General features: G+C 43.9%; 1 tRNA gene and 1 rRNA gene. Both read right to left on the bottom strand.

Features of this window, described 5'->3' with window-relative positions:
• Positions 1–213: 213 nt before the first annotated feature.
• Positions 214–289: transfer RNA gene (locus D4100_RS25500), tRNA-Glu, on the bottom strand.
• Between the two features lie 145 nt (positions 290–434).
• Positions 435–515, bottom strand: a 16S ribosomal RNA gene (locus D4100_RS25505); the annotation flags it as partial.

Consider the following 515-nt stretch of genomic DNA (forward strand, 5'->3'; position numbering starts at 1 on the left):
TCACTTCGCATTGCTACATTTGAGAGACTCTATGACAGGTTAATCCTTATCCCAGTACTTCTACGGAGGGATAAGTTTCAGCTGTCATGTTTCAATTTTCAGCTTGTTCCAGATTGTTAAAGAGCAATATCTTAAACACGACTCGCAAGAGTCATCTTTAAGATTTTTTCGGTTATGACTAACCGGTGATAATGTCTTTCACTCATTATCGGATGGCGTCCCCAAGGGGATTCGAACCCCTGTTACAGCCGTGAAAGGGCAGTGTCCTAGGCCTCTAGACGATGGGGACACGAAAATCCGATTAAACTGAACGTCTTAATCGGTTCGTATCAGCATGAGTCAGAGACTCATTACATCAACAGGTAGCGCTTTTGCTCATTACTTTTCTATCAGACAATCTGTGTGAGCACGCCACTCGAATCAATATCATTAGGTAAGGAGGTGATCCAACCGCAGGTTCCCCTACGGTTACCTTGTTACGACTTCACCCCAGTCATGAATCACAAAGTGGTAAG

Source organism: Serratia inhibens, from assembly GCF_003591175.1.
Taxonomy (GTDB): Bacteria; Pseudomonadota; Gammaproteobacteria; order Enterobacterales; family Enterobacteriaceae; genus Serratia; species Serratia inhibens.